The organism is Paracoccus sp. NFXS7 (genome assembly GCF_040148865.1).
Classification (GTDB): Bacteria; Pseudomonadota; Alphaproteobacteria; order Rhodobacterales; family Rhodobacteraceae; genus Paracoccus; species Paracoccus marcusii.
This window is the reverse complement of record NZ_JAKEKV010000001.1, coordinates 438,498-464,554: the sequence shown is the minus strand read 5'-3', so window position 1 is coordinate 464,554 and position 26,057 is coordinate 438,498. Positions and strand designations below refer to the sequence as shown.

24 protein-coding genes are annotated in these 26,057 nt (G+C 68.4%); 14 read left to right on the top strand and 10 right to left on the bottom strand.

All coding sequences use genetic code 11. The features are described 5' to 3' along the window. The first annotated feature begins 102 nt into the window (after positions 1-102). Positions 103-1,368: a glycerate kinase type-2 family protein gene (locus tag LZ686_RS02330; RefSeq protein ID WP_349546872.1), complete on the top strand. Its 1,266-nt coding sequence runs from the start codon at positions 103-105 to the stop codon at positions 1,366-1,368. Here LZ686_RS02330 and LZ686_RS02325 read toward each other — a convergent pair. After that, positions 1,365-2,060: a GntR family transcriptional regulator gene (locus LZ686_RS02325; RefSeq protein WP_157001347.1), complete on the bottom strand. Its 696-nt coding sequence runs from the start codon at positions 2,058-2,060 to the stop codon at positions 1,365-1,367. The genes LZ686_RS02330 and LZ686_RS02325 overlap by 4 nt on opposite strands. Before the next feature lie 81 nt (positions 2,061-2,141). Here LZ686_RS02325 and uxaC point away from each other — a divergent pair, with 81 nt between their 5' ends. From uxaC to LZ686_RS02280, 9 genes are all read left to right on the top strand, one after another. Then, the gene (gene uxaC, locus LZ686_RS02320) at positions 2,142-3,548 is read left to right on the top strand and encodes a glucuronate isomerase (protein ID WP_349546871.1); all 1,407 of its coding nucleotides are present in this window, start codon (positions 2,142-2,144) and stop codon (positions 3,546-3,548) included. 23 nt (positions 3,549-3,571) lie between these two features. Further along, positions 3,572-4,543: a TRAP transporter substrate-binding protein gene (locus tag LZ686_RS02315; protein WP_045981674.1), complete on the top strand. Its 972-nt coding sequence runs from the start codon at positions 3,572-3,574 to the stop codon at positions 4,541-4,543. Between the two features lie 67 nt (positions 4,544-4,610). Further along, on the top strand, positions 4,611-5,204 hold the full coding sequence (locus LZ686_RS02310; RefSeq protein WP_239441287.1) for a TRAP transporter small permease: 594 nt from the start codon (positions 4,611-4,613) through the stop codon (positions 5,202-5,204). Positions 5,205-5,208: 4 nt separating this feature from the next. After that, positions 5,209-6,489 carry a TRAP transporter large permease gene (locus tag LZ686_RS02305; protein WP_045998951.1) on the top strand — a complete coding sequence of 427 codons (1,281 nt, stop codon included), beginning with the start codon at positions 5,209-5,211 and terminating at the stop codon, positions 6,487-6,489. A gap of 13 nt (positions 6,490-6,502) precedes the next feature. Beyond that, positions 6,503-6,784, top strand: a complete 282-nt coding sequence (locus tag LZ686_RS02300; RefSeq protein WP_194885610.1) for a cupin domain-containing protein — start codon at positions 6,503-6,505, stop codon at positions 6,782-6,784. A gap of 11 nt (positions 6,785-6,795) precedes the next feature. Next, positions 6,796-7,620 carry a 5-dehydro-4-deoxy-D-glucuronate isomerase gene (kduI, locus tag LZ686_RS02295; protein WP_349546870.1) on the top strand — a complete coding sequence of 275 codons (825 nt, stop codon included), beginning with the start codon at positions 6,796-6,798 and terminating at the stop codon, positions 7,618-7,620. Further along, positions 7,617-8,357 carry a 2-dehydro-3-deoxy-D-gluconate 5-dehydrogenase KduD gene (gene kduD, locus LZ686_RS02290; RefSeq protein ID WP_349546869.1) on the top strand — a complete coding sequence of 247 codons (741 nt, stop codon included), beginning with the start codon at positions 7,617-7,619 and terminating at the stop codon, positions 8,355-8,357. Before kduI ends, kduD begins: the two co-directional genes overlap by 4 nt. Further along, positions 8,335-9,759 (top strand): mannitol dehydrogenase family protein, encoded by a 1,425-nt coding sequence (locus tag LZ686_RS02285; RefSeq protein WP_349546868.1) that lies wholly within the window; start codon positions 8,335-8,337, stop codon positions 9,757-9,759. The genes kduD and LZ686_RS02285 overlap by 23 nt, the downstream gene beginning before the upstream one ends. Continuing rightward, a complete protein-coding gene (locus LZ686_RS02280; RefSeq protein WP_349546867.1) occupies positions 9,752-11,227 on the top strand; it encodes a UxaA family hydrolase in 1,476 nt (491 codons plus the stop codon). Before LZ686_RS02285 ends, LZ686_RS02280 begins: the two co-directional genes overlap by 8 nt. Here the strand turns inward: LZ686_RS02280 and LZ686_RS02275 are convergent, their stop codons facing one another. Then, positions 11,228-12,160 carry a sugar kinase gene (locus LZ686_RS02275; protein WP_349546866.1) on the bottom strand — a complete coding sequence of 311 codons (933 nt, stop codon included), beginning with the start codon at positions 12,158-12,160 and terminating at the stop codon, positions 11,228-11,230. A 13-nt stretch (positions 12,161-12,173) separates the two neighbouring features. Next, positions 12,174-12,836 (bottom strand): GntR family transcriptional regulator, encoded by a 663-nt coding sequence (locus tag LZ686_RS02270; protein ID WP_045998957.1) that lies wholly within the window; start codon positions 12,834-12,836, stop codon positions 12,174-12,176. A gap of 159 nt (positions 12,837-12,995) precedes the next feature. Here LZ686_RS02270 and LZ686_RS02265 point away from each other — a divergent pair, with 159 nt between their 5' ends. From LZ686_RS02265 to LZ686_RS02255, 3 genes are all read left to right on the top strand, one after another. Beyond that, positions 12,996-13,454, top strand: a complete 459-nt coding sequence (locus LZ686_RS02265; protein WP_349546865.1) for a putative pterin-binding protein — start codon at positions 12,996-12,998, stop codon at positions 13,452-13,454. Beyond that, a complete protein-coding gene (locus LZ686_RS02260) occupies positions 13,451-15,676 on the top strand; it encodes a hybrid sensor histidine kinase/response regulator (protein WP_349546864.1) in 2,226 nt (741 codons plus the stop codon). Before LZ686_RS02265 ends, LZ686_RS02260 begins: the two co-directional genes overlap by 4 nt. 130 nt (positions 15,677-15,806) lie before the next feature. Continuing rightward, the gene (locus LZ686_RS02255; protein ID WP_045981684.1) at positions 15,807-16,379 is read left to right on the top strand and encodes a L,D-transpeptidase; all 573 of its coding nucleotides are present in this window, start codon (positions 15,807-15,809) and stop codon (positions 16,377-16,379) included. A 32-nt stretch (positions 16,380-16,411) separates the two neighbouring features. On the opposite strand, the gene LZ686_RS02250 is transcribed toward LZ686_RS02255, so the two are convergent. Beyond that, positions 16,412-17,869, bottom strand: coding sequence for an aldehyde dehydrogenase family protein (locus tag LZ686_RS02250; RefSeq protein ID WP_349546863.1), 1,458 nt, complete (start codon positions 17,867-17,869; stop codon positions 16,412-16,414). A gap of 11 nt (positions 17,870-17,880) precedes the next feature. On the opposite strand from LZ686_RS02250, the gene LZ686_RS02245 reads away from it, so the two are divergent. Continuing rightward, positions 17,881-18,861: an NAD(P)-dependent oxidoreductase gene (locus tag LZ686_RS02245; RefSeq protein WP_349546862.1), complete on the top strand. Its 981-nt coding sequence runs from the start codon at positions 17,881-17,883 to the stop codon at positions 18,859-18,861. Here LZ686_RS02245 and LZ686_RS02240 read toward each other — a convergent pair. The 6 genes from LZ686_RS02240 to LZ686_RS02215 are packed head-to-tail and all read right to left on the bottom strand — an operon-like array spanning position 18,858 to position 26,041. Then, positions 18,858-20,264, bottom strand: a complete 1,407-nt coding sequence (locus LZ686_RS02240) for an amidase (RefSeq protein WP_349546861.1) — start codon at positions 20,262-20,264, stop codon at positions 18,858-18,860. The genes LZ686_RS02245 and LZ686_RS02240 overlap by 4 nt on opposite strands. Before the next feature lie 7 nt (positions 20,265-20,271). Then, positions 20,272-21,402, bottom strand: coding sequence for a M20/M25/M40 family metallo-hydrolase (locus LZ686_RS02235; protein ID WP_349546860.1), 1,131 nt, complete (start codon positions 21,400-21,402; stop codon positions 20,272-20,274). After that, entirely contained in the window at positions 21,399-22,568 is a 1,170-nt protein-coding gene (locus tag LZ686_RS02230) for a M20 aminoacylase family protein (protein ID WP_349546859.1), read from the bottom strand. The genes LZ686_RS02235 and LZ686_RS02230 overlap by 4 nt, the downstream gene beginning before the upstream one ends. Beyond that, entirely contained in the window at positions 22,552-24,225 is a 1,674-nt protein-coding gene (locus tag LZ686_RS02225) for an ABC transporter ATP-binding protein (RefSeq protein ID WP_349546858.1), read from the bottom strand. The genes LZ686_RS02230 and LZ686_RS02225 overlap by 17 nt, the downstream gene beginning before the upstream one ends. After that, complete coding sequence (locus LZ686_RS02220; protein WP_045998965.1) at positions 24,225-25,100, bottom strand: ABC transporter permease; 876 nt, start codon at positions 25,098-25,100, stop codon at positions 24,225-24,227. The genes LZ686_RS02225 and LZ686_RS02220 overlap by 1 nt, the downstream gene beginning before the upstream one ends. Beyond that, positions 25,100-26,041 (bottom strand): ABC transporter permease, encoded by a 942-nt coding sequence (locus LZ686_RS02215; RefSeq protein WP_045981692.1) that lies wholly within the window; start codon positions 26,039-26,041, stop codon positions 25,100-25,102. Before LZ686_RS02215 ends, LZ686_RS02220 begins: the two co-directional genes overlap by 1 nt. Positions 26,042-26,057: the final 16 nt, after the last annotated feature.

Below are 26,057 nucleotides of genomic sequence, written 5' to 3'. Positions count from 1 at the left end.
GGGCAGGGGCCAGCGGCGGCGGTGCTGGCAAACCGCGGCACCATCCCTATGATGGCGCCACAGGCGCGCCCCCCGGGCGACGCGATCACCGACGGAGGCGGAATGAACCAGGACCAGGCACAGGCGCTGTTGCGCGACATGTTCGATGCGGCGGTGGGCGCCGCCGATCCCGCGCAGGTGCTTGCCGATCACCTGCCGCCCAAGCCGCAGGGCCGCTGCATCGTGGTGGGCGCGGGCAAGTCCGCCGCCGCCATGGCCGCCGCGCTGGAGGCCGCCTGGCCCGATGTCGACCTGTCTGGCATCGTGGTCACGCGGCATGGGCACCAGGTTCCGACGCGGCGCATCACCGTGTGCCAGGCGTCCCACCCTGTGCCTGACGCGGCGTCGCAGGATGCCGCCGAACGGATTCTGGCTGCGGCCAAGGCGGCGGGACCGGACGACCTGGTGCTGGCGCTGATCTCGGGCGGGGGGTCGGCGCTGATGGCGGCGCCCCGCGCGCCGCTGACGCTGGAGGACAAGATCGTGGTCAACCGCCTGCTGCTGCGGTCAGGGCTGACGATCGAGGACATGAACCGCGTCCGCCGGCGCCTGTCGGCGATCAAGGGCGGGCGGCTGGCGCAGGCGGCCGCGCCCGCACGGCTGGTGACGCTGGCGATCTCCGATGTGCCGGGCGACGATCCGGCGGCCATCGCGTCCGGTCCGACGGTGCCGGACCCCACCGCCGGACAGGACCTGTCCTGGCTGGTCGACCGGCTTGGCCCGGCCCTGCCGCAGGCGGCGCGTGATCTGCTGATGGCGCCGCCGCAGCCCGCCGCGGCCTTCGACGCCGATTACCGCCTGATCGCCACGCCGCAGATGTCGTTGCTGGCGGCCGCCCGCGTGGCGGAACGGGCCGGGGTGACACCGGTCCTCTTGGGCGACGCGCTGGAGGGAGAAGCCGCGCAACTGGGCATCGCCATGGCCGGCATCGCCCGCGCCACCGCCGCCCATGGCACCCCCGCCCCGGCCCCCGCGGTCCTGCTGTCGGGCGGAGAGACGACCGTGACCATCGGCCAGGGCGATCCCGGCCGCGGCGGGCGCAATACCGAGTTTCTTCTGTCCCTGGCCGTGGCGCTGCGCGGGCAGCCGGGCATCCACGCGCTTGCCGCGGACACCGACGGCATCGACGGGACCGAGGACGCGGCAGGCGCCATCATCGGCCCCGATCTGCCGCAGCGGGTCGCGGAGTTGGGCCTGGACATGCGTGCGGCCTTGGCGGGGCATGACAGCTACAGCCTGTTCGACGCGACGGACAGCCTGATCCGCACCGGGCCGACGCTGACCAACGTCAACGATTTCCGGGCGGTGCTGGTGGTACCGGCCGGCTAGGCCAGGATGCCCGGCTGGTCGATGCGCAGCCGTTCCAGAATGTGTTCGATATGGCTCAGATGGTCGCGCAGGGCGCCTGCGGCGGCCTCGGGGTCGCGGGCACGCAGAGCGGCCAGGATATCGCGATGCTCGATGAAGGCGGTCGAGGCGCCGTAGGACAGCGACAGAAAGCGCGCGCGGTCCATGTGGCCCTTGTTGTCACGCACCAGGTTCCAGACGAATTCCTTGCCCGCCGCCGCGCAGATGTCGCGGTGGAACTGGTCGTCCAGGGCATGGAAATCGCTGCGCCGGTCCTCCCGGCTGGCGGCCTCCTGCAGGTCGATCAGACGTTCCAGGCCATCCCAGTCCGACGGTTGCAACGTCAGCGCCGCGACCCGCATGGTCGCCTGTTCCAGCGCGCTGCGGATGAAATAGGCCTGCATCACCGCCTCGGTCGAGATCGGGGTGACGGTGGTCGCCCGCTGCGGGCGGATCTGGATGAAGCCCAGCTGCGACAGCCGATAGAAGGCGTCGCGCACCGGTTGGCGCGACACGCCCATCCGGGCCGCGACCTCGGCCTCGGACAGCTTGGCGCCGGGGGGCAGGTCCAGCCCGACGACCCGTGCATAGAGATGCTCGAAGATCTGGTCGGTGACGGTGCGGGGGCGCAGATCCTGCAGCGGTGGCAAGCTGTCCAGTTCCTGAACCGACATGATCATCCCCGCGTTGACCGAACCTGTAAACTAGCATATTAGACGACTAGCGGAATGGCAAGTGAGTCGGAGGGGGATCACATGACACTGCTGGACGACGACCGCCTGTTCCCGACCCAGGGCCGCGCCCGCGATCTGGCCCGCGCGCTGTACGAACAGGTGCGCGACCTGCCGATCGTCAGCCCGCACGGCCATACCGATCCGCGCTGGTTTGCGGAAAACGAGGCGTTTCCCGACCCCGCGCAGCTGTTCGTGACGCCCGACCATTACGTGTTCCGCATGCTTTGTTCGCAGGGGGTGGCGCTGACCGACCTGGGGGTGCCCCGCGCTGATGGCGGGCCGACCGAAACGGATGGCCGGACCATCTGGAGGCTGTTCGCGCGGCATTATCCGCTGTTTCGCGGCACGCCGTCGCGCCTGTGGCTGGACCACAGCTTCCAGCACGTCTTCGGCATCGACCGCCGCCTGTCCGAAGACACGGCCGACTGGTATTACGATCACATCGCTGATTGCCTGGCCCGGCCCGAATTTCGGCCCCGCGCGCTTTTCGACCGTTTCAACATCGAGGCGATCGCCACGACCGAGGCCGCGACCGACGATCTGCGCTGGCACCGGATGATCCGCGACAGCGATTGGGGGGGCAGGGTCATCACCGCCTATCGTCCGGACGGCGTGATCGACCCCGAGATGGCCGGGTTCGCCCACAATGTCGCGCTGATGGGCCAGCAGACCGGGTTCGACACCGCGACTTGGGACGGATACCTGGACGCGCATCGGGCGCGTCGGGCGCTCTTCATCGACCATGGCGCGACGTCCAGTGACCATGGCCATGCCTCGGCCCGGACCGAGGATCTGCCCCGCGACCAGGCCGCTGCGCTGTTCGCCAAGACCCTGCGCGGCACCTGCACCGCAGAGGAGGCCGACGCGTTCCGCGGCCACATGCTGACCGAGATGGCGCGCATGAGCCTTGACGACGGGCTGGTCCTGCAGATCCACCCCGGGTCGCGCCGCAACCATTCCGACGACGTGCTGGCGATGTTCGGCCGCGACAAGGGCTTCGACATCCCTGGCCGCACCGATTACGTGACCGCGCTGCGACCGCTGCTGAACGCGGTGGGCATGGACCCGCGTCTGACGGTGATCCTGTTCACTCTGGACGAGACCGCCTATGCCCGCGAACTGGCACCGATGGCCGGGGTCTGGCCCTGCCTGCGGCTGGGTCCGGCCTGGTGGTTCCATGACAGCCCCGAAGGGATGCGCCGCTTTCGCGAGATGACCACGGAAACGGCGGGATTCTACAACACCGTGGGGTTCAACGACGACACGCGCGCCTTCTGTTCGATCCCGGCCCGTCACGACGTGGCGCGCAGGGTCGATTGCGCCTGGCTGGCCGACCTGGTCGCATCGGGACGTCTGGAGGAGGACGAGGCCCCCGAGGTGGCGCGCGACCTGACCTATGGCCTGGCCAAGCGGGCCTACAAGCTTTGAGCATCTGTATCTGGGAGGATAACATGAAACTGCTGATGACAACCCTGGCGGGCCTGCTGGCCTCGGCCAGCTTCGCCACCGCCTGCGAGATCACGCTGCGGTCGTCCGACACCCATCCCGACGGCTATCCGACGGTCGAGGGCGTCAAGGCCATGGCCGAGGAGGTCCGCGAGAAGACCGACGGCCGCATCTGCATCGAGGTGTTCCCGTCGTCCCAGCTGGGCGAGGAGAAGGACACGATCGAGCAGACCCAGTTCGGCGTCATCGACATGGTCCGCGCCAGCTTCGGGTCGTTCAACGACATCGTGCCGGTCACCCAGATCATGTCGCTGCCCTATCTGTTCACGTCCGTCGAACACAGCCACGCGGTCCTGGACGGTCCCATCGGCGAGGAGATCGCCGCCGCGTTCGAAGAGCGCGATCTGGTGGCGCTGGCCTGGTATGATGGCGGGGCGCGCAGCTTCTACAACTCGCAGCGGCCGATCCAGTCGATCGCCGACCTCGAGGGGATGAAGTTCCGCGTCATGCAGAACGACGTGTTCGTCGACATGATGGACGCGCTTGGCGCCAACGCCACGCCGATGCCCTATGGAGAGGTCTATTCCAGCATCCAGACCGGCGTGATCGACGGGGCCGAGAACAACTTTCCCAGCTATGACAGCTCGGGCCACGCCGAGGTCGCCAAGTACTTCACCCTGGACGAGCACCTGATCGTTCCCGAACTGGTCGCGATGTCCAAGACCAGCTGGGACAAGCTGACCCCCGAAGATCAGGCGATCCTGCGCGAGGCCGCGCAGAATTCCTCGACCCTGCAGCGCGAGCTGTGGGCGGCGCAGGAACAGGAATCGCTGGACAAGGTGACCGCCGCCGGTGCCGAGGTCATCACCGAGATCGACAAGACCCCGTTCATCGAGGCGATGGTGCCCGTCTACGACAAGTACGTGACCACCCCCGAGAACAAGGACCTGGTCGAACGCATCCGCGCGACCCAGTGACATCACGCCGCCCGCGGACCTCGCGGGCGGCCTTTTCTTTTCCGGGGGATGCGCGATGCGCGAGGGGATGATCAGATTTGCCACGCTGACCGGCGCGGTCGCGCAGGCGGCCTTGTGGCTGGCGGGAATCGGGCTGGTCCTGATGACCGCCTTTGTCTTTGCGCAGGTGTTCTTCCGTTACGTGATGGGGTCCAGCCTGTTCTGGGCCGAACCAGCCGCCGTCATGCTGATGGGCTGGTTCATCTTCCTGGGCGCCGCCGTGGGGGTCAAGGAAGGCTATCACCTGTCGTTCGACGTGGGCCTGATGGTCGTGCCGGAAAGCTGGCGGCCGTGGTTCCACAGCCTGTCCGATGTGGTCGTGACGGCCTTCGGTTTCGGCATGGCGTGGTTCGGCTGGCAACTGGCGGCGCGCGCGGCCAGCGGCGTGGTGCCGGGCATCGGCATTTCGCGCCTGTGGGATTTCGCGCCGCTGATCGGGGGCGGCATCCTGCTGATGCTGTTTTCAATCGAACGCATCCTGCGCCGCGCGGCGGGGCTGAAGACGATGCGCTTTGGTGACATGGACGACGCCGCGGACGGCGTCGTCGACGGCGCGCCGGGTGCGGTGCGCGCCGATGACCTTCTGGACGGCAAGGCTGCGCGCCCCCGCGAAAGGACCTGAGATCATGGAATTGTGGATCCTGTTCGGCAGCTTCGTGACGCTGCTGATGATCGGCACGCCGGTGGCCTTCTGCCTGGGCGTGGCCAGCTTTCTGACCGTCCTCTATATGGGACTGCCGCCGGTGGTGGTGTTCCAGCGCCTGAACAGTGGCATTTCGGTCTTTGCGCTGATCGCCATCCCGTTCTTCATCTTCGCGGGCGACCTGATGGTGCGGGGCGACATCGCCCGGCGCCTGGTGGCGCTGGCCGGTGCGATGGTCGGGCACATGCGCGGCGGGCTGGGCCAGGTCAACATCATGGCCTCGCTGATGTTCGGCGGCGTGTCCGGGTCGGCCGCGGCCGACGCCAGCGCGGTGGGCGGCCTGATGGTCCCCCAGATGAAGGCGCGCGGTTACGACGTCGATTACGCCGTGAACATCACGGTCGTCAGTTCGATCATCGCGCTGATGATCCCGCCCAGCCACAACATGATCATCTACTCCATCGCCGCCGGGGGCCGTCTGTCCATCGCAGACCTCTTCACCGCCGGCATCATTCCAGGTCTGCTGCTGGCGGTATCGCTGATGGTCACCGCTTGGTGGGTCGCGCGCCGGAAGGGCTATCCGACCGAGCCGTTCCCGGGCCTGCGGATGCTGGGCGCGCTGTTCGTGTCCGCCATGCCCGGCCTGATCCTGATCGCGATCATCTTCGGGGGCGTGCGGTCGGGCTGGTTCACGGCGTCCGAATCCTCGAACGTGGCGGTGGTCTATGCGCTGCTGGTGACGGCCCTGGTCTATCGCAGCCTGCCCTGGTCCGAATTTGTCGAGGCGACCAAGGGTGCTGTGCGCACCACCGCCATGGTGCTGCTGGTGATCGGTTGCGCGGCCTGTTTCGGCTGGCTTCTGGCCTATCTGCGCGTGCCGACACAGCTGGTCGAGATCCTGCAAAGCGTGTCCAGCAACCCCATCGTGATCCTGCTGATGATCAACATCGTCCTTCTGATCCTGGGGACGTTCATGGACATGTCGCCGCTGATCGTCATCACCACGCCGATCTTTCTGCCGGTCGCCACCGCCTTCGGCGTCGATCCGGTGCATTTCGGGGTCATCATGATCCTGAACCTGGGGATCGGCCTGTGCACGCCGCCCGTCGGCGCGGTGCTGTTCGTGGGCTGCGCGGTGGGCCGCATCAGCATCTGGCAGGCGATGCGCACGATCTGGCCGTTCTACGGCGCGGCCTTTGCCACGCTGATGCTGGTCACCTATGTTCCGGCGCTGTCGCTGTGGCTGCCCTCCGTGTTCCGCTGATGAAGGTGTCGCAATGACCGATCCCGTCCGCACCGTCCTGGCCCATGCGCCGGACCTGATGGTCGTCCGCTTCGCCTTTGCGGCGGGCGACCGGGGCGCGCTGCACAGCCATCCGCATGTGCAGTCGACCTATGTCCAGTCGGGCCGCTACCGCTTCACCATCGACGGCCAGCCGTCCGAGGTCGGGCCCGGCGACGCCTTCATCATTCCCTCGGGCGCCGAACACGGCTGCCTGTGCCTGGAGGAGGGTGTGCTGATCGACAGCTTCACCCCCCGCCGCGACGATTTTCTGTGAAAGGACCCCTGATGACGCATGTCGAAACCCGCCACGCGATCCACCCGGACCACGCCCGCGGCATGGACACCGCCCAGTTGCGGCAGCATTTCCTGGTCGAGGGTCTGTTCGTCGCCGGTCAGATCCGCCTGACCTATACGCATTACGACCGCTTCGTGGTTGGCGGCGCGGTCCCGGACGGGGCGCCCCTGACCCTGGACGCCATCGACGAGACCCGCACGCCCAGCTTTCTAGACCGCCGCGAGATGGGCATCGTCAATATCGGCGGGCCAGGCCGGGTGGAGGCCGCGGGGCAGGGCTGGGACATGGCCAATGGCGACGTGCTGTATCTGGGCATGGGTGCGGGGGCGGTGACGTTTTCGGGCGGGGGGCGGTTCTACATCACCTCGGCGCCTGCGCATCGCGCGCTGCCGCATCGGCTGATCACCGTCGATCAGGCCAAGAAGGTCGAGATGGGCGCGACCGCGACCTCGAACAAGCGCGTCATCAAACAGTTCATCCACCCGCTGGTCATGGAAAGCTGCCAACTGGTGCTGGGCTATACCTCGTTGCAGGAGGGGTCGGTCTGGAACACCATTCCCGCCCATGTCCATGACCGCCGGATGGAGGCATACCTTTATCACGGCATGGCGCCGGAATCGCGCGTCCTGCACCTGATGGGCGAACCGCAAGAGACGCGCCACCTGTTCGTGGCCAACGAACAGGCGGTGCTGTCGCCGACCTGGTCGATCCATTCCGGCGCGGGCATTGGCGAATACACCTTCATCTGGGCGATGGCGGGGGACAATGTCGATTACACCGACATGGACTTCATCCAGCCGGAGGACCTGCGGTGACCCCCTTTTCCCTTGAGGGACGCACAGCCCTGGTCACCGGCGCGAACACCGGCATCGGTCAGGCCATCGCCGTGGCCTTGGCGCAGGCCGGGGCGGACGTGATCGCCAGCGGCCGGCGCGACTGCGCCGAGACTGTGGCGATGATGGGCCAGGTGTCAGACAAGGCGGGGCGGTCGCTGACCCTGGATTTCGCCGATCCGATGGCGGCGCGCGACGTCTTCGCGGCCCAGCCCATCGACATCCTGGTGAACAATGCGGGCATCATCCGCCGCGACGATGCGGTCGATTTCACCGAAGCCGATTGGGACGCGGTGATGGACGTGAATGCCAAGGCGCTGTTCTTCACCTGCCAGGCCTTCGCGCGCGCCGCCCTGCCACGGGGAAGGGGCAAGATCATCAACATCGCGTCGCTGCTGTCCTTTCAGGGCGGCATCCGGGTGCCGTCCTATACCGCCTCGAAACATGGCGTGGCGGGGCTGACCAAGCTGATGGCCAACGAATGGGCCGGGCGCGGGCTGAACGTCAACGCCATCGCCCCGGGCTATATCGAGACGAACAACACCGAGGCACTGCGCGCCGATCCCGACCGCAGCCGTGCCATCCTGGAGCGCATCCCCGCCGGCCGGTGGGGTCGCCCCGAGGACATCGCCCAGACCGCCGTGTTCCTGGCCGCGCCCGCGTCCGATTACGTCAACGGCGCGATCCTCAACGTCGATGGAGGCTGGCTTGCCCGCTAGGTTGCACCATACCCCGTCCGCCGAACCCGCGGGCATCGTTCATCTGGGCCTGGGCGCGTTCTTTCGCGCGCATGGCGCCATCTATGTCGAACAGGCCATGGCGGCCTCTGGCGGCGACTGGGGCATCATCGGCGTGTCGTTGCAATCGCCCGGCACGCGCGACCGGCTGGCCCCGCAGGGCTGGGCCTATACCGCGCTGCAGCTGGGACCGGAGGGAGAGACCGCACAGGTCGTCACCGTGCTGCGCGACGTTCTGGTCGCGCCCGAAAACCCCGAAGCCGTGCTGGACGCAATGACCGCATCCGCGGTGCGGATCGTCAGCCTGACGGTCACCGAAAAGGGCTATTGCCATGAGCCTTCCACGGGACGGCTGAACGCCGATCACCCCGACATCCGCCACGATCTGGACAATCCGCTGCCCAGATCGGCGCCGGGTTTTCTGGTCCGGGCCCTGCAGGCGCGCCGCGCGGCGGGCATCCCGCCCTTTACCGTGCTGTGCTGCGACAACCTGCCGGAAAACGGCCATGTCGTGCGTGGCGTCGTGCTGGACCTGGCGCGGCTGATCGACCCCGATCTGGCCGCCTGGATCGAGGCGCAAGGGGCCTTCCCCTCGACCATGGTCGACCGCATCGTTCCGGCCACCACGCCCGCCGATCTGGACCGGGTCGAGACCCTGACGGACCGGCGCGACGAGGCCCCGGTGATGCACGAACCCTTCCGCCAATGGGTGGTCGAGGACCGGTTCTGCAACGGCCGCCCGGACCTGGGCGCGGTCGGCGTGCAGTTGGTCGACGACGTGACGCCGTTCGAGCACATGAAGCTGCGGATGCTGAATGGCACCCATTCCAGCCTGGCCTATCTGGGCTATCTGGCCGGGCACCAGACCATCGCCGACACGATGGCCGACCCGGTGATGGCGCAATTCGTCGACCGTCTGTGGCGGTCCGAGATCATCCCGGCGCTGACGCCGCCGCCGGGCACCGACCTTGCGGCCTATGCCGACGCGCTCGCGGCGCGCTATGCCAATCCGGCGATCCGTCACCGGACCTGGCAGATCGCCATGGACGGCAGCCAGAAACTGCCGCAGCGCATCCTTGGCACCATCGCCGAAGGCCGCGCCGCCGGGCGGCCCGTACCGGGGCTGACCTTGGCCGTGGCGGCCTGGATGCGCTATGCCTCGGGGCGCGACGAGGCGGGTGGAACGATCGAGGTCAAGGACCCGCTGGCCCCGCAGATGGCCGCGCTGTGGCGCGACGATCCGGCGGCGACGGTCGACGGGTTCCTGGCCCTGTCGCAGGTCTTTCCCGCCGTGCTGCGCGACGATGCGGGGTTTCGCGCGGAGCTGACCGATGCGCTGACCCGGCTGATGCGTGATGGCGCGCGGGTCGCCGCAAGTGGCTGAACCGCTGGTCCTGAACCCGTCGGACACCGTCGCCATCCTGACCGCGCGCGGCGTGGCGCCTGCTGGACACAAGATCGCCCGCGCGGACATCGCGCGGGGGGCGGCGGTGGTGAAGTACGGGCAGGTCATCGGCTATGCCACCTGCGACATCGCGGCGGGCGATCACGTTCACAGCCACAACCTGGCCTTTGGCGATCACGACCGCGACCAGACCCCCGGCGCCGGGCTTGCGGCCGCGCGGGCGGCTCTTGACCGGCATCGCGGGCGGGAATTGCAGTTTCAGGGCTATCACCGCGACGGCGGACAGGTCGGCACGCGCAACTTCGTGGCGCTGGTGGCGACGGTCAACTGTTCGGCGACGGTCATCCGCCGCGCCGCCGACGAATTGCAGGCCGAGGGCGCGCTGGCCGATTATCCGAATGTCGACGGGGTGGTGGCCTTTGCCCACGGATCGGGCTGCGGGATGGCCGACAGCGGTCCGGGCTGGATCGCGCTGCAGCGGGTGCTGACCGGGCATGCCGGGCACCCGAACGTCGGGGCCGCACTGTTCGTAGGGCTGGGCTGCGAGGTGATGCAGATCGCCCGCATGAAACAGGAGTTGGGACAGGCCGCGCGGTTTCACGGGCTGACGATCCAGGACAACGGTGGCACCCGCGCGACCATCGACGCCATCAAGTCCCGCGTCCGCCAGATGCTGCCGCAGGTCAATGCGGTGACGCGCGCACCCGCCCCGGCATCGGCCCTGCGGATCGGGCTGCAATGCGGCGGGTCGGACGGATTTTCGGGCATCACGGCCAACCCCGCACTTGGGGTGGCCTGCGATATCCTGGCCGCGCAGGGTGCATCGGTCGTGCTGTCCGAGACGCCCGAGATCCACGGCGCGGAACGCCTGCTTCTGGACCGCGCCGCCGACCCCGCATTGGCCGACCGGCTGCTGGCCCGCCTGCGCTGGTGGGAGGGGTATGCCGCGATGAACGGTGCCTCGCTGGACAACAATCCCAGCCCCGGCAACAAGGCGGGCGGGCTGACGACGATCCTTGAGAAATCCCTGGGCGCGGTGGCCAAGGCGGGCGCCACGCCGCTGAACGCCGTGCTGGATTATGCCGAACCCATCACCGCGCCGGGCCTGAACTTCATGGACACGCCGGGTTACGACCCGGTCTCGGCCACGGGTCAGATTGCCGGGGGGGCGCAGCTGATCGTGTTCACCACCGGGCGCGGATCAGCCTTCGGGTCGAAACCCGCGCCCACCCTCAAGCTGGCGACGAACGATGCGCTGTTCGCCGCAATGCGCGACGACATGGATCTGAACTGCGGCGACGTGCTGTCCGGTGTCAGCCTTGACGACAAGGGCCGCCAGATCGTCGATCTGATCCTGCGCACCGCCTCGGGCCAGGTCACACGAAGCGAGGCCCTAGGCCTGGGCGACCACGAGTTTCTGCCCTGGCAGATCGGCGCGGTGCTATAGTCAGCGCCGCGCGGCCTCGACCGCCTGCCGGATCAACGCGCCCGGATGGCGGATCACCTGTCGCCCAAGCGCGTGCCCGGCCCGGATGGCACCGGCGCAATCGGCCCCCGTCAGCCGTGCCGCCAGATAGCCCGCATTGAAGCTGTCGCCCGCGGCGGTGCTGTCGACCAGGGTCTCGACGCTGAGATCGTCGATGTGGCCCGCACCATCGCGCCCGCCGAACCGGATCGGCCCACCGCCATTCTTGACCACTACCTGGCCCGCGCCCAGGGCCAGATAGCGGTCCAGCGTCGCCTGCGGATCGGCATCGCCGAACAGTGCGGCCTCGTCGTCGAAGCTGGGCAGGACCAGGTCCGCGCGGCCGGCAGCGTCCTGCGTGACCGCACGCATGGTGTCCACGTCGGCCCACAGGCGCGGCCGCAGGTTGGTGTCAAAGACGACCGTCGTGCCGGCCTGCCGCGCCCGGTCCAGCGCCTGCAGCAGGCCGATGCGCCCCTGCGGCGGCAGGATCGCCAGCGTGATCCCCGACAGATAGGCCATTGCGCAGCCCTGAAGGGCGGCGTGCAGCAGGGTCGGGTCGTCGGCCAGCCGCCGCGCCGCGGACGTGTCGCGCCAGTAGGAGAAGCTGCGTTCCCCGTTCGTCAGGCTGATCGCATAGAGGCCGATCTCGGCATCGGGCTGACGGCTGACATGGGCGGTGCCCAGCCCTTCGGCCCGCAGGAACTCGACCATCCGGGTCGAAAAGTCGCCCGTGCCGACCCGCGTCAGATAGTCGACCTGCCAGGCGTCGTCCAACAGGCGGCGCAGATACCAGGCCGTGTTCAGCGTGTCGCCGGCAAAGCCCATCCGCCACAGGTCCGGATCGGGGGCGCGTGACATCTCGACCATGGCCTCGCCGATGGACAGGATGCGGATAGGGTCGGCTTGCGGCATGCTTCGGGACCTTTCAGTCGGTGAAATAGTCGGGATGCGCCGCGGCCATCTGCGGCAGTTCGGTCAGCATCTGGCGCAGATGCGTGCGGATGGCATCTTCGGCGCCATCGGCGTCGCCGGCCTGCAGCGCGGTCAGGACGGCACGGTGCTGGGCGATGGTCTGGCTGCGGTCGAAGACGCGCATCGACAGGTGCCGCAGGCGGTTCATCTGGGCCTTGAGCCGTTCCAGATCCTGCCAGACGGCGCCCTGATCCGCCGCCAGGGCCATGGCCCGGTGGAACCGGTCGTCCGATTCGATGAACCCCGGCACGTCGCCTTCGACATCGCATCGTTCCTGCACGGTCAGTTCGGCGGCCATCGCGGTCAGGTCGGGGCGGGTGGCGGCCACATGGCGGGCCAGGTCGCTTTCCACCGCCTCGCGGATGAAGCGCGCCGACAGCACCGCCCGCATCGAGATGCGCCCGATATAGGTGCCCCGTTGGGGCAGCACCTCGGCCAGGCCATCGGCGGCAAGCCGGATGAAGGCCTCGCGCACGGGTTGGCGCGACAGGTTGACCTGGGCCGCGATCTCGGTCTCCGACAGGCGCGTGCCCGGCAACAGGTCGCCGCGCAGGACGCAGCGGTACAACCAGTCATGGACCTGCTGGGCGGTCGTGGCAGCGCGGATCGGAATCATGTCAGGCCCTTTCCTGTAAATTTATACCATACTTCCATACCAGTAAAGGGCATTGGTTGGTCGATAGCATTTTAGAAAGGATTCGCTGCCAGAATGGCGCAGCGGGCGTCAAGATCAAGCGACACCGCAACCCCGACCAACCTTGTCGAAGGCAGTCCCATGAAGATCGCAGCCCTCTCCCTTTTGCTTGCGCTGGCAGGTCCGGCGTTGGCCGACGATCCGTTGCTGACCGTGGTCGGCCCGGACCGTACGCAGACCTATGACCAGGCGGCGCTTCAGGCGTTTGGGCCGGTCAGCTTTGCCACCTCGACCATCTGGACGGAGGGGCAGCCGACCTTCACCGGGGTTCCGCTGCAGGCGATCCTGACCGATGCGGGCATCGATCAGGGCACGGTCTCGGCCGTGGCGATCAACGATTACGCGGTGCAGATTCCCGTGGACGAGGTGACGGCGGATTATCCCATTGTCGCGTTCCAGCAGGACGGGCAGGCGATGTCCGTGCGCGACAAGGGGCCGCTCTGGGTCATCTATCCCTATGACTCCGATCCTGCGCTGCAGTCCGAGGTGACCTATGCCCGCAGCATCTGGCAGCTGGTCCGGATCGAGGCCGTGCGGTGATCAACGCGGTGGGCACCGACCTGCATCCCCCGCGCATCGCGCGGGCGGTCAGGATGATGCCCGCCTTCTTCGGTTGCGTGATCCTGGCCCTGGGGCTGGTCGTCTGGCTGCTGCAGGTCGATGCGCGCCGTCAGATCGACGAGATGGGGACCGCCGCCACGGACAACACCCAATGGTTCCTGGCCCAGTCCGAGGTCGAGGTTCTGGCCCTGCAGCGTGCCGCGCTGCTGCTGGCCGCGCCCGGTGCCGGCGCGGATCAGGCGCAAGATCTGCGGCAGCGGTTCGACATCTTCTATTCGCGCATCCAGACGCTGCAGCAGGGGCGGACCTATGACCACCTGCGCGCGGAACCCGGCATCTCGACCGCGCTGATGGCGATCCAGTCCGGGCTGGACGCCGCCGTGCCGGTGATCGACGGCGATGACGCGGGACTGATCGCGGGTCTGCCCCGGATCATGCCCATCGTCGACGCCGCCGTGCCCCTGGTCAGGCAGGTGTCGCTGGAGGGGGTGCGGCTTTTCGCCGAAAAATCCGCGCTGCGCCGCGAGGGTGTGGCCCGCGCATTGACCACCCTGTCGCTGCTGGTCGTTCCATTGTTCATGGTGCTGGCGGGCAGCGTCGTGGTACTGGCCGCGATGGTGCGCAGCGCAGGCGAACGAAACCGACGCATCGCCGCGGTCAGCAATCGCCTGAATTCGCTGTTCGAGGCGTCGATCGACGCAATCCTGGTGGCGCGCCCCGATGGGCGGATCCTGGGTTTCAACGCCGCAGCACAGCGCATCTACGGATATGACCGGGCCGAGGCCGTGGGCGCCGATGTCGTCGACCTGCTGACCCCGCACGACCGGCGTGCCAAGGTGCGCGAGGTTCTGGCCCGGGTCCGTGACGGAACCACCCGCCCGCGCGCCGGCGGGCCCGATATCATGCAGACCGCCGCCCGGCACAAGTCGGGCCGGATCATCCCGGTCGAACTGTCCATGTCGGTCGCCCGAGGAGAGGACGGACCGCTGGTGGTCGCCTTTGTGCGCGACGTGTCCCGACGCGCGGCCGAGGAGGCCGAACTGATCGAGGCCCGTGACCGCGCCGTCGCGGGCGAACAGGCCAAGACGCGCATGATCGCCGTGATGAGCCATGAGATGCGGACCCCCCTGAACGGCATTCTGGGCTTGCTGGACCTGCTGAGCCTGACCGAACTGGACGACCGCCAGCGCCAGTACGTCGCCGCGATGGAGCATTCCGGCCGCATGCTGCTGGGCCATGTCAACGATGTGCTGGACACCTCGCGGGCGCGCAGCGGTCAGTTGGTTCTGGCCCGGAACCCGGTCGACCTGCGCAGCTTGGTCGATTCGGCGATCCTGGGTCTGCAGACGCAGGCACAGGCGGCGGGCAACCAATTGATGGCGGTATATTCCGGCGACGATATGGCGCCGGTCCTGGGCGATGCGGCGCGGCTGGAACAGATCGTCGTGAACCTGGTCGGCAACGCCATCAAGTTCACCGAGAACGGACATATCACCGTGCTGGTCGATACGTCGGGGCCACCGGGACACGTCACGTTGCGCGTGACCGATACGGGTATTGGCATCCCCGCAGGCGATCTGGACAGGATCTTCGATGCGTTCGTCACCTTGGGTTCGACCTTCGACCGCAAGGTCGAGGGGACGGGACTTGGCCTCAGCATCGTCAAGGGCCTGGTCGATGCCATGGGCGGAAAGATCACGGTCTCAAGCCAGCCGGGCAGGGGGGCCGCGTTCCGGATCACGCTGCCCCTGGAGCCTGCGCCCGTTGCGCCCGACACGGTGCCCCAGCAGGCGGTGGCCAGTCCGGACTGTCCCGGCCTCAGCATTCTGATGGTCGAGGACAATGCCATCAACCGTCTGGTCGCCCGCGAGATGCTGCGCCGCCAAGGATGCGACGTGACCGAGGCCGAGGATGGCCTTGCCGGCGTCGCCGCCGCCCAACAGCGCCGGTTCGACCTGATCCTGATGGATATCAGCATGCCCCGCATGAACGGCATCGATGCGGCCCGGTGCATTCGTGCCGGTGACGGCCCCAACCGCGACTGCCCCATCGTGGCCCTGACGGCCCATGCCATGCCAGAGGACCTTGCAAGCTTTCGTCAGGCCGGGATGGACCGGTCGCTGGTCAAGCCGCTCAGCCGGGCGGCGCTCAATGCGCTGTTGCAGGCGGTGCGTCCCGCGGGTCCGTTGCCGCAGGCGTGATCGGCCGCGTTCCCCTGCATCTGTTGCAGAATCTCCGGGGTGGGCCGGCAACCTTGCGGCGGGGGCTTGGGGGAAGGCACGCGCGGGGCTATTGTCGCTGAAAAGGCCAATACAAGCACGAGGCAGCAGCATGTCCACGAATCGTCCCTTCGGCGACCGAAGAACCTTCCTTCAGGGTCTTGCGGCGACGGGCGTCCTGATCCCCGCCATGGCCTATGGCCAGGAAAACCCGGGACCGCAGCGCAACCAGTCGTCGTTCCGCGCGCGGCATTGGCAGGATTTCTATCCGTCCTTGGGCAAGGGGGTTCTGCTGGCCGACGTGACCTCGCGCGCGGTGCATTTCTGGTCGGGTGACGAAAGCGTGCATTTCGTCTTTCCCTGCGCGATCCCGATGACAGACGAACTGACCCGCCGCGGCCAGACCGAGATCGTGCGCAAGGTCGCCAACCCGCCCTGGACGCCCACGCCCAGCATGCGCGTCAAGGATCCGACCCTGCCGCAGCGGGTCGAAGGGGGCGCGCCCGAAAACCCGTTGGGCAAGTTCGGCCTGTACCTGGGCTGGCCGGCCTATCTGGTCCACGGCACCCATGATACGCGCAAGATCGGGCGGCGGTCGTCGTCGGGCTGCTATGGCCTCTATAACGAGCATGTCGAAAAGCTGTATGCGGTCGCAGAGATCGGCACACAGGTGACGGTGTTCTGATCACCAGGGCGGGGCGCATGGCGCACCGCCTTTCAACCGTGGTGGATCGCGATGGTCTTTGTGCGGGTGAAGCCGTACAGCGCCTCGAACCCCTTTTCGCGTCCATGCCCCGACTTGCCGATGCCGCCGAAGGGCAGCTCGACCCCGCCCCCCGCGCCATAGTTGTTGATGAAGACCTGGCCGCAGTTCAGCCGGCCCGCCAGGCGCAGCTGTCGCGCCCCGTCGCGGGTCCAGATGCCAGCGACCAGCCCGTAATCGGTGCCATTGGCAATGCGAAGGGCCTCTGCCTCATCGACAAAGGGCATCATGACCTGCACCGGGCCAAAGATCTCCTGCTGCGCCAAGGCGTGATCGGGGGGTACGTCCGCAAACAGCGTGGGTCGCACGAAATGGCCGCCGGGCGCCGCGTCACGATGCAGGCGCCCCTGCGCCGCCAAGGTCAGTTCGCGGGTGCCAAGATCGATGAAATCCTGCACCAGTCGCCTCTGGCGCGCTGACACCAGCGGACCCAGGTCGTGGCTGTCGGGCGCCGGTCCGGCCACCAGCCCGTTGAAGATGTCGGACATGCGGCGACGCACCTCGTCATAGACACCGCCCTGCACCAGGACGCGCGACGCGGCCGAACAGGTCTGCCCGGCATTCTGCATGCAGGCCCCGACCAGAACCGGGATCGCCCGGTCCAGGTCGGCGTCGTCAAAGACGATCTGGGGCGACTTGCCCCCCAGTTCCAGCGTCACGGGCACGGCGTTGGCCGCCGCCGCGCGCTGAATGCCGGCCCCGGTCCCGACCGAGCCGGTGAAGGACAGATGATGCACGCCCGGATGTGCGGACAGTGCCGCGCCCACCTCGGCCCCCAGGCCGGTCACGACGTTCAACGCGCCGGGGGGCAGACCCGCCTGATGGGCGATCTGCGCAAAGACCAGGGCCGAGAGCGACGCATCCTCAGCCGGCTTCAGCACCACGGCATTGCCCGCGGCAAGCGCCGCCGCGACGGCCCGGCCCAGGATCTGCATGGGATAGTTCCATGGGATGATGATCCCGCAAACGCCATGCGGCTCGCGCAGGGTATAGGCGGTATAGCCCTGCTGATAGGGAATCGTGCTGCCCATCAGCTTGTCCGCCGCACCGCCGTAGAACTCCAGATAGCGGGCCAGGGCCATCGAATCGCGGCGTGACTGGTCCAGCGGCTTGCCCACGTCCAGCGTCTCGATCATCGCAAGGTCCTCGGCCCGGTCCAGGACCAGGGCGGACATCCGCGTCAGGATGCGCCCGCGGTCGGTGGCGGTCAGCGCCCCCCAGGGGCCGTCCAGGGCGGCGCGGGCGGCGGCGATGGCGGCATCGACATCGGCCGGGGTGCCGCGACCGATCACCCCGATGGCATCGCCGGTCGACGGATCCTCGACCGGCAGGGTGCCGCCCCGGGGTCGGGTCCAGTGGCCATCTACGAAGATCAGGCTGGTGTCGATGCGGGTCAGATCGTCGATGATCATGCTGCGGTCCTGTGGTCGGTGGAAAAATTGCGTCCGGTCACCTTGTGGCCCGGACGGCCAGCGCCCAAGCTGGCCCCCCGGCAGGACAGGAGGAGACGATGGACAAGATGACGGTCGGCATGGTGGGCGTGGGTCTGATGGGCCACGGCATCGCGCGAAACATTGCGGCCAAGGGGTGGCCGCTGCTGTTTCTGGATCATCCCGGCAACCAGCCGGTCGGTGACCTGACGGCGCTTGGCGCGCGCCGCCTCGACAGGCTGGAGGCCCTGGCGGAATGCCGCGCGGTCATCCTGTGCCTGTCCGGCACCCCCCAGGTCGAAGAGGTGCTGCTGGGCGCGGGCGGTCTGCTGGCCGCGATCCGTCCGGGAACCGTGATCGTCGACTGTTCGACCGCGATCCCGGCATCGACCCTGCGCCTGGCGGGGCTGACGCGCGAGGCGGGCGGGGAATTCATGGACGCGGCCATGACCCGCACCCCGAAGGAGGCCGAGGAAGGCCGCCTGAACCTGCTGGTGGGCGCGGACGGTGATCTGTTCAACCGCATGCGCCCCCTGCTGGGCACGTTCGCCGAGAACATCTTTCACGCGGGCGACGTCGGCGCGGGCCATACGCTGAAGCTGCTGCACAACTTTGTCTCGATCGGCTGCGCGACCCTGATCAGCGAGGCCGCGGCCTGTGCGCGGCAGGCGGGCATCCGTGACGCGACCTTTGTCGATGTGCTGTCCAAGGGCGGCGGGCACGGTGCCGCGCTGGACCGGATCGCGCCTTTCCTGCTGTCGGGGGACACGTCGGGAATGCGCTTTTCGGTCGCGAATGCGGCCAAGGACCTGTCCTATTACCGGCAGCTGTCGCGGGACGTGGGCGCCGCGCATGACGCGGCAGACGGCGTCGGGGCAGCCCTGGACGGGCTGGCCCAAGGCGGTTTCGCCGACAGCTATCTGTCGGAAGCCGCGGCCCTGTTTTTTCCGCAGGACAAGCCCTCGCACGACTAGCCCGTGACCACGGGCCAGGGGCGTGCGGGCGGGGCGATCCGTTCCCACGCCCGCGCGGCGCGCAGCACGCCCAGGTCGTCGAACCGGCGGCCCGCGATCTGCAACCCGATGGGCACGCCGTTCCGGTCATGGCCGCAGGGCACGCTGATCGCCGGTTGTTCGCCGATGTTGAAGGGCGCGGTAAAGCCGATATGCTGCATCGCGCGGGTCACGTCATTGTCGGCCGGATAGGCCCAATCCGCCGGAAAGCTGACATTCGGAGAGATGGGCGACAGGATCAGGTCCAGATCAGCCATGGCCTGCGTGGTGCGACGACGGATCTCGACCGTGGCGCCATAGCTGCGCCAGACGTCCTCTCCGGACCGGCCCAGACCCGATTCTGCCCATTCCCGCACCAGCGGCAGGATACGGGCCCGCTGTTCGGGCGACAGCGCCAGCACGTCCAGCCCGGCCCGCGTGCGCCAGAAATCATCCAGGCCCTGCAGCAGATCGGGGGTCATCCACGGATCGATGGGCCGGATGACGGCACCAGCCTGTTCGAACAGGGCCGCCGCGGCGGTCACGGCGTCGCTGACCTGCGGGTCGACCGCCATGCCGCAGCCGGCGTCCATCAGCAGGCCGACGCGCAGCCCTTTCAGGTCGCGGTCCAGGTCCATCCAGTCGATCGTGGCGGGTGGCAGGGACATGTGGTCGCGCCCGTCGGGCTGGGACAGCACCGCCATGGCCATCGCGGCATCGGTGATGGTCCGCGTCATCGGTCCCGCCGCGCGCCCCATGAAGGGCGGGTCGATCGGCACGCGCCCCAGGCTGGGCTTCAGCCCCACCAGCCCGCACCACGCGGCGGGCAGCCGGATCGATCCGCCGATATCGGTCCCCAGATGGAGCGGCCCATAGCCCGCAGCCCCTGCCGCTCCCGCCCCCGCGCTGGAACCGCCGGGGTTCATGGCGGTGTTCCACGGATTGCGCGCCAGCCGGTGAAAGCTGGACAGGCCCGAGGACAGCATCCCGAAATCGGGCATGGTCGTGCGACCCAGAAAGACTGCCCCCGCCTCGCGCATGCGGGCGGCGGGGGGAGCGTCCTCGGTGCGCGGCGTCATGTCACTGACGGCGGTGCCCAGGGGCATGGGCATGCCGCGGGTGGCGATGTTCTCCTTGATGGTGATGGGCACGCCGTCCAGCGACACGGCGCCCACCGTCAACGGCGCGCCGCGCCGCCAGCGGTCCTCGGACGCGCGGGCGGCCTCCAGCGCCTGGTCGTGATCGACGGTCCACATCGCGTTCAGCACCGGCTCGCAGGCGTCGATGCGCTCCAGCACGGCGCGGGTCACCTCGACCGGGGACAGGCTGCGCTCGGCAAAGGCCGCGGTCATCGCGGCGGCGGTCAGGTCGGCATATGCGGTCATGGGGTCCTCAGATGATCCGGGTCAGCAGGCCCGCGGCCAGGCGCGCGCGCTCGGGCAGGCTGTCGATCTCGATATGTTCGTCCAGCGTGTGCAGGCCGCGGCCGCGCACGCCGATGCTGTCCAGCGTGGGCACGCCCATCGCGCCGGTGAAGTTGCCGTCCGACCCGCCGCCCGACCGGTCCGAGGACAGCTCGAACCCGATCTGCGCCGACAGGTCGCGCGCCAGATCATACAGCGCCATCGTGCCCGGCTGCGGCTCCCAGACCGGGCGGGTGACGCCGCGGGTGACGGTGAACTCCACACCGTCCCGTTCGCCCTGCAGCGCCAGCATGGCCGCGACGCCGCGGTCCAGGTCGTCTTGGGTCTTGGCCATGGACAGGACCTCGGCCCGGCATTCCGAGGCCACGCAGTTCACCCATTGCCCGGCATGGATGACGCCCACCGAAAAGGTGCAGTCCTCGGTGGTCATCGCCTCGATCTCCAGGATGCGGCGAGCCATGGCGGCAATGGCCGACCGCCCGTCCTTCAGCGCCCAGCCCGCATGGCTGGGCCGGCCATGGGTCAGCAGGTCGAACCGCGCGATGGCGTATCGCCCGATCACCGCGCCCCCGTCGGGCAGCGCGGGTTCGGGCAGCAGCACGGCGCGCTGGCCGCGGGCGGCATCCTCGATCAGGCCGCGGGTGGCGGGGGTGCCGACCTCCTCGTCGGGGGTGAACAGGAACGTGACCGGCAAGGGCGTGCTCAGCCCGGCCCGCGCGATCTGGCGCATTGCCTCCAGAAAGACGTAATTGCCGCCCTTCATGTCCATGATGCCTGGCCCCCAGGCCTTGCCGTCCTGGACGCGGAAGGGCAGCTTCTCCAGCGTTCCCAGGGGATGGACCGTGTCCATGTGCCCCGACACCAAGATGCCCGGCTTGCCCTGATCGGCATGCGGAAAGGTGGCGCGGATCGAGGTGCCGAAGCCCTTGGTGCCCGGCACCGTCTCGACCGCGGCACCGATCGCGGACAGATCGCGCGCGGCCAGGTCCATCATCCGGCTGACGGCGGCGGCGTCCCAGGTAGGGCTTTCGCATTCGATCCAGGGGCGCAGGCCCGTCAGCATCTCCTCCGCGTCGAAGGGCAGATCCAACGCGCTCATGCCGCCACCGGCAGGCGGCGTTCGATCAGCCGCGCATAGATCGACGCGCCGACGGGCAGGATGCCCTCGTCCAGTACGAAGCCCGGATTGTGCAGCGGCACCGTTCCCGCATGGCCCACGTTGCCATAGGCGCCGGGGACCTGCTGCAGCATGTCGGCGAAATCCTCGGACCCGGTGAAGGGCTGGGAATCGTCGCGCACATTGTCTGCGCCCAGCACGTCGGCGGCGGCCTGGGTCCAGGCGTCCGACAGCTCGGCATCGTTCACCAGCACGTCGAAGATCTCGCGGAAGTCGCAGGTGATCCGCAGGTCGAAGGCCTGCGCGGCACCCTCGCAGATGGCGCGCATCCGCGCCTGCATCAGGTCGCGGACCTCGGGGCGGAAGAAGCGGATCGTGCCGGCCAGGGTCGCGGTTTCGGGCACCACGTTGTAGGCGCTGCCCGCATGGATCTGGGTCACCGACAGCACGGCCTGATCCAGCGGCGCGACGTTGCGGCCCAGGATCGTCTGGAACTGCCCCACCAGCCCCGATGCCGCGACCAGCGCGTCGCGCGACTGCTGCGGCATGGCGGCATGGCTACCCTTGCCCGTTACGGTGATGTCGAAGAAGGACGCCCCCGCCATGGCCGGCCCCTTGCACAGCGTCGCGCGGCCCGGCTGGCCGGTCGGCTGGTTGTGCATGCCATAGACCTCGTCGACCGGGAACCGCTGGAACAGCCCGTCCGCGATCATGGCGCGGGCGCCGCCCAGACCCTCCTCGGCGGGCTGGAAGATCAGGACCGCGGTGCCGTCGAAATTGCGCGTCCGCGCCAGATACTGCGCGGCCCCCAACAGCATCGTCGTGTGCCCGTCATGGCCGCAGGCATGCATCTTGCCGGCCTGGGTCGAGGCATGGGGCAGCCCCGTCGCCTCCTGAATCGGCAGCGCGTCCATGTCGGCGCGCAGGCCGATGCGGCGGTTGCCCTGGCCCCGGCCATGCACGATGCCCACGACGCCGGTCCGGCCCACGCCCTCGTGGACCTCGTCCACGCCCCATTCGCGCAGCTTGGCCGCGACGACCGCGCTGGTGCGGACCTCCTCCATGCCGATCTCCGGGTGCGCGTGCAGGTCACGGAAGATCTCGGTCAGTTCCGGGACGGCGGCGTCGATCTCAGGCAGGTTCGGCATGTCTCACCTCTGGCATGGCACGGAAGTTCTGGAAGTCCCATGACCGGCCGGGGGCGGCCTCGATCAGGGCGCGGGTATAGGGATGGGCGGGCGCGGCCAGCACCTGGGCCGCGGGGCCGTGTTCCACGACGGCGCCGCGTTGCATGACGATCACCTCGTCGCAGATCTGGGCGGCGACGCGCAGATCGTGGGTGATGAAGACGATGGCGATGCCCAGGTCGCGCTGCAGCTGGTCCAGAAGGTCCAGCACCTGCGCCTGCACCGACACGTCCAGCGCCGACACGGCCTCGTCGGCCACCAGCACGTCGGGGCGCATCATCACCGCGCGGGCGATCGCGATCCGCTGCCGCTGCCCGCCCGAGAACTGGTGCGGATAGCGTGCCAGCGCGTCGGCGGGCAGGCCCACGACGCCCATCAGGCGCGCGGCCTCGGCCATCGCGTCCGCACGGCTGGTGCCATAGTTTAATGGCCCTTCGATCAGGCTCTCGCCGATGGTCCAGCGGGGGTTCAGCGACCGCATCGGGTCCTGGAACACCACCTGCAGCTTCTGGCGGTGCGGGCGCAACGCGCCGCGCGAAAGGTTCGCGATGTCGGCATCATCCAGCAGGATGCGCCCCGAACTGGGGTCGATCAGCCGCATGATGCAGCGCGCGACGGTGGACTTGCCGGACCCGCTTTCGCCGACGATCCCCAGGGTACGGCCACGCGACAGGGCAAAGGTCACGTCGCGGGCGGCATGCGCCTGCGGAAGCTTGCGCAGGATGCCGCCGCCGCCATAGATCTTGTTCAGCCGCTCGACCCGCAGGACGGCATCCGCCGCCTGAGGCCGGGCTTCCCGAGGCGACAGGCTGGGCACGGCCTTCAGCAGCTTGCGGGTATAGTCCGCCTGCGGGCTGCGCAGCAGCGTCTCGACCGCGCCATGTTCGACGATCTCGCCCTGCTTCATGACATAGACGGTGTCGGCGATCTCGGCGACGACGCCCATGTCATGGGTGATGAACAGCACCGCCGTGCCGTGGCCCTTCTGCAATTCGTCGATCAGCGCCAGGATCTGCTTTTGCGTGGTCACGTCCAGCGCGGTCGTGGGTTCGTCCGCGATCAGCAGGACGGGTTCCAGAACCAGCGCCATCGCGATCATGATCCGCTGGCGCTGGCCGCCCGACAGCTGATGCGGATAGCTGCGAAAGATGCGTTCGACATCGGGCAGATGGACCTGCTCCATGATCGCCACGGCGCGACGGCGGCGTTCCGCGGCGGGCAGGTCGGTGTGCAGCTCCATCACCTCCATGATCTGGTCGCCTACGCGCAGGACCGGGTTCAGTGCGGTCATGGGCTCCTGGAAGATCATCGCGACGCGGGCCGCGCGCAGGTCGCGCATCTGCGCCTGTGTCAGGGGCAGCAGGTCGCGCCCCTGCAACTGGATCGTGCCCCCCGCGACGCGCAGCGCGTCGGGCAGCAGCCCCATGATCGCCAGCGAGGTGACGGATTTCCCCGACCCGGACTCGCCCACCAAGCAGACGGTCTCGCCCGCGCGGATGGTCACGTCGATGCCCTTCAGGACCGCGGGGTTTCCCGGCGTCTCGGGCAGGGTCACGGTCAGGTCGCGGGCCTGCAGCACCACGTCGGCCGCGTCGAAATTGCGTGTCTTGAACTGCATCAGCCTGCCCTTTTCTTCAGCCGCGGGTCCAGCATGTCGCGCGCCGCATCGCCCAGAAGGTTGATCGACAGGATGCACAGCGACAGCGCGATGCCGGGATAGAGGATCAGCTCCGGCTTGATGCGGAAGAACAGCCGACCCTCGGCCATGATGTTGCCCCAGGTGGGGGTCTCGGTGCTGACGCCTGCGCCCAGGAAGGACAGGATCGCCTCGGTCAGGATGGCGCTGGCCAGGATGTAGGTGCCCTGCACGATCAGGGGCGCGGTGGTGTTCGGCACCAGGTGGCGCACCAGGATCTTGCGCATCGGTGTGCCAAGCGCGATCGCGGCCTCGACATAGGGCTCCTCGCGCGCGGAAAGGACAACGGCGCGGACCAGGCGCACGACGCGGGGGATCTCTGGGATGGTGATCGCGGCGATGACCGATCCGACCGACGGGCCGTTCAGAGCCACCAGCGCGATGGCCAGCAGGATCGAGGGGATCGCCATAAGCGCGTCCATCGCCCGCATGATGATCGCATCGGCCGTGCGGAAGAACCCTGCGATCATGCCGATGATCAGGCCCAGCAGGACCGACACCACCGCCGTGGCGATGCCGATGATCAGCGACAGCTGTCCCCCGATCAGCACGCGGCTGAAGATGTCGCGGCCGAAATTGTCGGTGCCAAGGGGATGGCCCTCGATCGGGCCCTGCAGGCGGGCCATGGGGTTCATCGCCAGCGGGTCATGCGGCGCGATCCAGCCCGCCAGCAGCGTCAGGACGACGATGACGGCCAGCACCAGCGCCGCGATCTTGCTGCCTGCGCCCAGATGCGGCAGGCGCAGCGCGCGCAGGACCGGCTGCATCGCCGAGGTCGGTTGCGGTACCTGTGCCATCAGTAACGGATCCTTGGGTCAAAGAGGCTGTAGCTGAGGTCGATCAGCAGGTTCACCAGCACATAGAGGAAGCTGGTCAGCAGGATCATCGCCTGGATGACCGGATAGTCGCGCGCCAGGATCGCATCGACCGTCAGGCGGCCCACGCCGGGAATGTTGAAGACGGTCTCGGTCACCACCACGCCGCCGATCAGCAGGGCGAAACCGGTGCCGATCACGGTCAGGATCGGCACGGCCGCGTTCTTCAGCGCGTGGCGGAACAGGACGGTGCGTTCCGGGGCCCCCTTGGCGCGGGCTGTGCGGATATAGTCCTCGCCCAGCACCTCCAGCATGTTGGCCCGCGTCATGCGCGCGATCAGCGCGACATAGATGGTCGACAGCGTCAGCGCGGGCAGGAAGGCATTCGACAGAAACCCGCCCAGGCCCGACGACAGGGGCGTGTATCCCTGCACCGGGAACCAGCCCAGCTGCAGCGAGAAGACCAGGATGAACAGGTATCCGATCACGAAGACCGGCACCGAAAACCCCAGGACCGAGAAGGTCATCACCGCGTAATCGGCCATGCTGCGATGCTTCCACGCGGCCAGCACGCCCATCGGCACGGCGATCGCGACCGACATCACGATGGTCAGCACCGCGATGGACAGGGTCGGCGCGATGCGGTCGGCGACCATCGTGGCCACCGGCGTGTTCGAGATCAGCGAAACGCCCAGATCGCCCCGCAGCAGCTGTCCGACCCAGGTCACGAACTGGATGTGCAGCGGGTCGTTCAGGCCCATGGCCTCGCGGATGCGCTCCAACTGGGCGGGGGTCGCCATGTCGCCCGCGATGATCGCGGCCGGGTCGCCCGGCGTCAGGCGCAGCAGCAGGAAGACGAAGACGGCGACCAGCAGCATCACCGGGATGACGGCCAGAATGCGCCGCAGGATGTACCCCAGCATCAGGTTTCTCCGATCA